The 7,555-nt window shown below is 44.1% G+C and carries 5 protein-coding genes; all 5 read right to left on the reverse strand.

Annotation, left to right across the window (positions count from 1 at the left end; all coding sequences use genetic code 11):
• Positions 1-63 precede the first annotated feature (63 nt).
• From CES81_RS12710 to CES81_RS12730, 5 genes are read right to left on the reverse strand one after another with little or no spacing between them, the layout of a single operon-like run.
• A complete protein-coding gene (locus CES81_RS12710; RefSeq protein ID WP_089122087.1) occupies positions 64-2,991 on the reverse strand; it encodes an SGNH/GDSL hydrolase family protein in 2,928 nt (975 codons plus the stop codon).
• On the reverse strand, positions 2,991-3,479 hold the full coding sequence (locus tag CES81_RS12715; RefSeq protein ID WP_089122088.1) for an XkdX family protein: 489 nt from the start codon (positions 3,477-3,479) through the stop codon (positions 2,991-2,993). Before CES81_RS12715 ends, CES81_RS12710 begins: the two co-directional genes overlap by 1 nt.
• The gene (locus CES81_RS12720) at positions 3,472-5,541 is read right to left on the reverse strand and encodes a phage baseplate protein (protein WP_369688608.1); all 2,070 of its coding nucleotides are present in this window, start codon (positions 5,539-5,541) and stop codon (positions 3,472-3,474) included. Before CES81_RS12720 ends, CES81_RS12715 begins: the two co-directional genes overlap by 8 nt.
• 2 nt (positions 5,542-5,543) lie before the next feature.
• The gene (locus CES81_RS12725; RefSeq protein ID WP_089122090.1) at positions 5,544-5,813 is read right to left on the reverse strand and encodes a hypothetical protein; all 270 of its coding nucleotides are present in this window, start codon (positions 5,811-5,813) and stop codon (positions 5,544-5,546) included.
• Positions 5,803-7,467, reverse strand: a complete 1,665-nt coding sequence (locus CES81_RS12730) for a phage tail protein (protein ID WP_089122091.1) — start codon at positions 7,465-7,467, stop codon at positions 5,803-5,805. Before CES81_RS12730 ends, CES81_RS12725 begins: the two co-directional genes overlap by 11 nt.
• Positions 7,468-7,555: the final 88 nt, after the last annotated feature.

Here is a 7,555-nt window from a genome sequence, read left to right on the forward strand (position 1 = left end):
CAATCACGGTATGAAACGGATTGTTTTTTAGATTTTCTATAAATTTGTGCATTTTATCACCCGCTAAGCTTCAAACTTTACGCCTTCAAGGTCAATGCTGGCATTAGTCCCAGACATGATCTGAATGTGATACATTGCCATTTCTGCATAGCTCAAGAGGACCGTTTTACCATTATTTAAAGGGTATTTGACACCGTTAACCAGCACATATGCACCGTTGGGGGCATCGGCATAGGCGACTAATTCTTTCGGCGTGGTATTCATGTTCATAATCAAAGTATCTAAGATCAGCGTGTCAGCTGTGTTTTTAGTCGTCTGAAATTTAGTCTTGAACCCGTCTGTAAAGTCGGGGTTGTCGACCACCCATTCCTGCGGTGCATCTGACTTGGTATTTTGCAGTGTTGGGTCGACTTGGCAATCGTCAGTAATCGTCATAGCCCGGGTCAGCAATTGGTCTTCAAACCAATCAGCTTCAAATTGATGTCCACGCGGTGCAAAGTGGAGACCGTCAAAAGTGATATCACTATTTTTAACGTGTGAATGCTGTAGAAAAGCTTGTGTAGCAGCGTTTAAATCCAGTAACTGCAAATTTAGATCATGGGCTAATTCTTTGCGCATGGCATTTTCAGCTGCATACATATACCACTCCTGCCGATCGCTTAAAGTCGTTAGGTTGTTGGCTTGAGTCGTTGCTAAACAAACCGACATGCCTAGTGCCCGAATCTTTTGGATCACATCTTGAGTGATTCCTTTGATGACATCCAAGTTGTAGAACTGGGTAGCATTGTTGAGGCCCATGCCTAAAATGACGAACTGCACGCCATCAAACTGCTTGCCAGTACCAAAATAATCGTTAAAGTTGTCGTGGATCCATTGAATCGATTTCCCGCTGAAGCCACCATTAACTACGGTGATATTAGGATTACCGGTTTCAGCTTGTAAAATTGGCTGTAATAGATCAGACCAACGGCCATCAGTGCTGGAAGTCCCGGTTATCTGATACGTCGAGTCCCCTAAATTAGCAATCTTTACGGCGGGTTTATCTTTGGAATACATCTGCGTGGACAATTCCTGCAAACTCCAGTTAGTCGAAGAGTCGGTGGTCCCACGGCCACCATTGCCGACGCCGTCAACTACCACATGGTCTAAATCATCAATACCAAAGGCTTTACCATTCCAGAACGTCAAGATGCGAAAATCGTCGCGATCATGCGGATAAACGTCTACATAAAAGCTTCTTTCGGTCAGCGTCAAATGATAGAACAATGCATTGATACTGGAACCGGTGGCTTTATCTTCATAGGTTAAATTACTTTTGCTGTCTACTAATTGAAAGCGGCCGGCTTGTGGAATACCTAAAATAAAATCATCGCTAAAGTTGATCGTTTTGTTAGCTGAATCAATGGTCAAAGTGCCTTGCAAGATTGTGGCATTTCCCTGTTTGGATTCACCAAATGGTTTGACCACGATATTCGATCCATGCTCGATGAACTTCAGCCCGGCAGCATTAACGATTGCGAGTACCAGCTGTGAGCTGTAAAAGCCCTGGTTAGTGGTTGTATAGTCTTGGTTAGCGATTTCTTGTAAGCTAAAGGTCTTACCTAAAGTGTCATAAATCAGCATGAAATCGACACCTTTAGTTTTGTATCCCGAGAAGTCTAGTGTTAATTCATCTTTGGAGGTCACTGTGTAAAAACGATTATCGGTGCTTTCGATGATTGTTGACTTAGGGATTGAAATGGCTTGCTGATCCCAGTCAACGTATATTGCATCGCCAATATTAGCTGCCCGATTGGTTGGTGCCAGCATCTCCGCACTGTTGAATACCACCGTTGTGTGTCGATTGTACGGAAAAACGGTCTGTCCGTCCGCAATAGCATTTAGAACGACTTCCGTTGAAGTTAACTCGGCAATCGAACTGACTTCGGTCAAAACGTTGGTTGGCTCATCGTAAACGATGTAATCAACGCCGTTGCCGATATTGGCCAGGTCTAATCCTGAATTAGCAGAAACGTGGATTTCTGGTAATCCCACCCGTTCAATCAAGGTGCCGGCCCGCAAGTCGACATGCTTATTTAGCAGGTCAATCGTGAATGTCCCAGAAGAAACGATCCCAACATTGGGATATATATCTAGTGCTTTGCCTTGATAGATACCGCAGTCGACCCACTTGCTGGTGGTTCGGTCCCAGCCGTAGACGTGATTGTCTGCACCGGACAGATACATGCCATCATCGCCATTTGGGAAAGCGGCCTGAATCGCTTGAATTGATGGGTAGTACTTAGGTGTCCCACTTGAAAGCTTGCCGATTTGATGTTTCAGTTCGGCATACGTAGGCCGGCTATTTAAAGCTGCCCAAATGTCCTGCTCATTGCCTAGCAGCGTTTTCCAAGTTTGATAATCTTTGATCGTATCTTGCAGCTGGTCACTGTAAGTATCGATTTTGTCAGAGTATTTTTGAATATATTGATCCAGCATCTGCTCCAGCGTCCCGCTGTCATTATCGAGCTGGTCTTTGATCTGGTTATATAGGTTTAAAACTTCATCATACATATCCCAGAAAGACGAATACAGTTTGACCACATCGTCACCATTGACATTGCTAAATGTATCGATGTTCAGTGTAAAGCTAAAACTAGTTGTGATTGCTCGCTGACTAGTTTCATCAGTGGTGAGAGCTACCTGGCAGGTAAAACCACCGGGATAGTTTCGTTCTTTAGTCAGGGTGTATCCCACAATGCCGTTAGCAGCATCTAAAACCGCCAGTGTCACGGTGTTGTCGTAATTTTTGTTAGCGGAAATAATGTGCATGATAGCTTTGGTGGTGTTATCTGACAGCATCACGGGGGCACCGTTACGAATCACCTGCAACTTCATGACATCCGTATTTAAATCACCTGTAAACCAGGTATTTCCCCGCCAGTTGACGCTTGTATTAGTTGGCGTTATATCAATAACGCCCATGATATCTTTAACTAAACTTTGAACCATTATTTAGTTCCATCTCCTTCTGTGGGGGCGACATAACTCTTGCCAGTGATTGCTGCGTAATCGTCGGCCGTGATCCAGCTGACTGTAACTGCATTGGCAACCTGATCATCTGTCCACCCACCTTGATCCGCTAGGCTACGATAGCTCTTAATCCGATCCGCCCAGTTAGTTAATGGTGTCGATGTCACCTTACCGGCAACTGCCAGTGTTAATGCCTGCAAAGCTAAGGCAGCTTGGTTCGCTACATCATCGGTACTGGCAACCTGGTTAGTTAAATCACTCAATTCTTTCTGCGTGGCCACCGTATCCGACCAGGTACCCGCAGTCGCATCGTAGACCGGATTGATCATGCTTCGTGGTGTTCCAGTAGACGGAACTTCTACAAAGGTTTGCCCAGTATCTTTGGCAGTCGCCCGGTCCATCTTGGTATAGCCGCCGCTAGGGTTTGGAACTAAAACATAATCCGGTTGAGCTTTTACATCAGCCATTCTTGATCACTCCCCAAACTTCTTTAATCACAATGCCTTTATACTTTTCGCCTTTGTCGTCAGTTTGGCCAATTACTGTATTTGGAATAGCCGTATGCCAATCTGATGCATCCGAAATCCGCAGATTCGCTGATACTTCAAAATGATCACTCACAACGTGTAGATCACACTCATAAAGCCAATAAAAGTTGTTTCCTTGAGTACCTAAAGCCTGCGGTAGGTTGATATCGTGAATTGGTACTGTACTGGTTGCCATTCGTCCATCAGCATGCTTCGTTACTTTAAATTCTTTATAATTTATAGTTTGACTAGAAGCCGAGGTATTCTGATAGCCAATTAGGAAAGTGTCATAGTGTGTGACGTGATTATAAAATGTCCCTTTTTCACCTTTAGCACTGGCATCACCTGACCAAAGCAAGACTTTACCATTGTCTGGCACCCAACCATGCCCCAGTGAGCCTAGGGTGCTTGAACCCGGCCAAGTACCAGCATATTCAATCCGGTTCCAACCCATGCGTTTGTGATCTGGCCTCAACTGAATCATATGTTCATATCGATAGCCGTTAGGTGCTGTGGTAATCTCGATTAACACTGCATAGTACCAGGTCTTAGCACTTTTACTGATGATGTAATCTTGCGGTTTGTCATTAATTGTTGTCCGCATTTGGTCAGCCGTGGCATACCACCAGCCCGAGCCTAGTTCACTGAGCGTAGTCTGTGAAACCGGCACATGAATTGCTTGGTGAGATGTCGAACCGCCCTGTTGAATTAACTTTTCTAACCAACTCTCATAGTTATAAGCATGCAGAATATACCGCCGGGCGCCTTGAGGACCGCATACATGGCCAAAAGCAATCATGGGATTTCCACCATCATCACTGACCAGCGACAAGCCTTCTGGTTCGGCTTTTCCCACTGCCGTATCATCACCAATCAAGTTGTACTTGGTTTCATCAATGCTGAGCAAAACTTTACCGGTGTAATCAAAAACGCTAACCCTTTCATCAGAGTTAGCGTCATCACCAGAATGCCAATAAAGTTTACCATTATCAGCGTCAAAACCTTGGCATGGGTAATATTGGCTGCCATCAATATTGAACTGATAGACATCATGCCCAATGTTTTGCATCCATTCATCATGATTCCACACCTGAATCAAATCATTGTTATGATTTCCCGTGGTCCGAATCACAACGAGGTTCTGAGTTTCATCAAAAACTAAATATTGTTCTTTGCCTGTATTCACGCCAGCCAGTTCAATACCAGCGTCGCCCCAAGCTTTTGTCTTCTTAGGATCCCATGTGATATCAGCCATTACTGGATCACTCCCAGCAACTCTATTAAGGCCGACTAAAATATGGTCCACACCACCAACAGTTTGAACCTCGAAGGCCGAACCATGATTAGTGTTATTGATATCCATCCATTCGCCAGTTGGCTGATCACCCTTAAACTGGAGAAAATGTAATAAATTGCCATAATTATCATTATCAACTCGCGCACAAGTGTACCAGTAGCCGGTTCCCCGTGAATACTGGAAGCTTTGGACAATAGCGTTGCTGTGAACTATATGTCGCGTGATATTGAACTCTTTGACCTTCGCTGGTCGCCCTAAAAACGCATCTAGTTCAAAACGTTGTGCATCCTGCTTAGGCATCAACCCATCTTGATCAGGATTGGCTAAAGCTAGACAATATTTCAAGTCGTATTCTAGTCTGGCACGTAAGGTGTCGAACCGTGTACCATCAATGGCGACCATGCTCATCCGCATATCAGCGTTGTCTACTTTACCGGGGATGTTGTCAATAACGCCAATCAAATACTTAAAGGCATCCGCAACTGACTCGGTGTAGGTCTTTCCGTCTAAATGCTTGATGGAGAGTTGATATGATTCTAGTTCAAATGCGTTCTCAATCAGGTTGTTAAGTACGTCAGCGTTAACATTAATACCACGTGAATTTCGATTAATGACGTTTAAAAGCGTTGTCCGAGCATCAGCATCTAAATTATTTGATAGGTAGGTCCCACTTGATACTTTTACTGCTTTATTGATATTATTCACCTTCAATCTTTGTCATCGATATAATCCATGTCAGCCTCATCATCTGAACTGTCATCAGTCGGGCTGGCATATAACTTACCATCCTTATCAACTCCCAATAGATACCACTTGCCATCATCACCCTTTACCCGTGGATTGCCGTCTCGCGACGCACTGGGGTAATAATTAGCCATGTAGCTGCGGATAAAGGTCATTAATCCGGTGGTAGATTTGGCATGGGATTGCGGGTAGTAAGAAGAGCCATCACGATCCTTTAAGGTTCTAATTTCCACTTGTATCACCTACTACTTCTCCGTACCCGACCAACGGACTAGTTCCCCATGTTGGGTCTACCGCGTCCGTTAAGCTTTGACGGGTGCTTCTAATTTCTGAATATAATTGCGATTGTAATTTAACCAGACTGTTGCGATCGTTAGTAAAGCCAACACTGCCAGGTTGGAAATAGTACGGGTGATGCGTGTTGAGAGTCATTAAGCGTTCGTCGATTGAGTGATAGCCCATCGATGGTTCTTCAAACACCCACATTTCCCGTTCGTTAATATCTTCCTGACCGCGATAGCTCAGTGTCATCGTAACGGTTGGCACAATCTTACTAGCTAATTGCTTTTGAGCATATTTCATCAAGTCATCTACGGTTTTAGCGCTGTTATCATGCAACGGGCTAAACCAGTAGCTGTGGCCATAATTCTTTTCGATTGGATCAATGTAAGTTCCGACGACTTTGTAGTAACTGTCGTTCAAGGGATTCAGCTTAACGGTCAGCAAATAATGATTCTTGTCGCCAACCGTTCCTCTTGCCACCCAAGTTTTGCTTTTCGCAATTGCCTTTTTGGCCTTACCAACGTAATCCGGTATCTTATCATCTTTTTTAGCATGTTTTTTGGCCTTATCTGCGCTATTTTCGGCATCAGTTAAGGTCTTTTTGTTGTGGGCATCCTGCAACGTTTTCATGACGTGCTTGGGGTCGTCCCCAGCAAATACTAATTCTACTTCATGGTCCCCTTTAGAGAGCGTTGTCGAAACATCTACGGACGCCGGTGAACCAGAGTAAGTTGAAATGGCATCAATCTTCTTATCATCAAGATACACATCAAAAATACCGCCGTACTGAGAGTTCTCCGTATCGACGGTTAGAATATCATTTTCATTTTGTGCTGTGATCGTGTAACGTACCCGCGCGCCTTTACTGGTGGTATAGGACTTATCCTTGGACCAATCGCCCGAATAGACCATGTCTTTACACTTTACTTGCTGATAATTGATGTCTTTAGTCGATTTCTTAGGGCCGAACACTTTAACACGAGTCTTGAGATTGCTGGTGTCTTGCTCGATTTCAACATCTTCAGTGTTATAAACCTCACGGAAGGTCTTGTCGACTTTTTGGTAAAAGGAATCTTCATCATAAATGGTGATGTGCTTGTTATCAGCAAACATAATGCCATGCAAAGCCGTTACAATATCCTGCAAATCTTCTAAGGCACTCTTGGTTCCCAGCTGATCCAATTTAACGGTCGTAAATTTGCCTTGAAAGTCCAGCGTATAACCCAGGTCATTACCCTGACAAATGAAGTCTAAGGCATCCTGCAGTTGCCAAGTCTTGCCTTGAGAAACCGTCTGGGCAGTCCAATCTTGAAAAGCATAGCTGACATGCTGGGCTGTTACTTGTTTGTTCCACACATACCCAGTCTGCGTTTGAGTAGCCTGTTTAACCACAAAATCTTGTCCTTGAAACGTTACGACGGATTCATTCTGCGTCAAATTATAGGCAAACTCGTTTAGCGGTGTTTTGTATACGGTGAATTGCAGTGTGCGGGATGAATTCTGTTCATAATCATACTCAAAGCTTGAATAGTCCAGGTCAGTGAGAATCTCATCGTACTTGCCCTGTTCATCTTGGACGATGATGTAGTCATGTGATATTGCCATCTGCACACCCCTTTACCGATACAAAAAATTAAAGTTAAACGCCATTTGGATATTCTTGGCATTGTCAATTCGAAATTGATTCCAACCG

This window comes from Secundilactobacillus pentosiphilus (genome assembly GCF_002217985.1).
Lineage (GTDB): Bacteria > Bacillota > Bacilli > Lactobacillales > Lactobacillaceae > Secundilactobacillus > Secundilactobacillus pentosiphilus.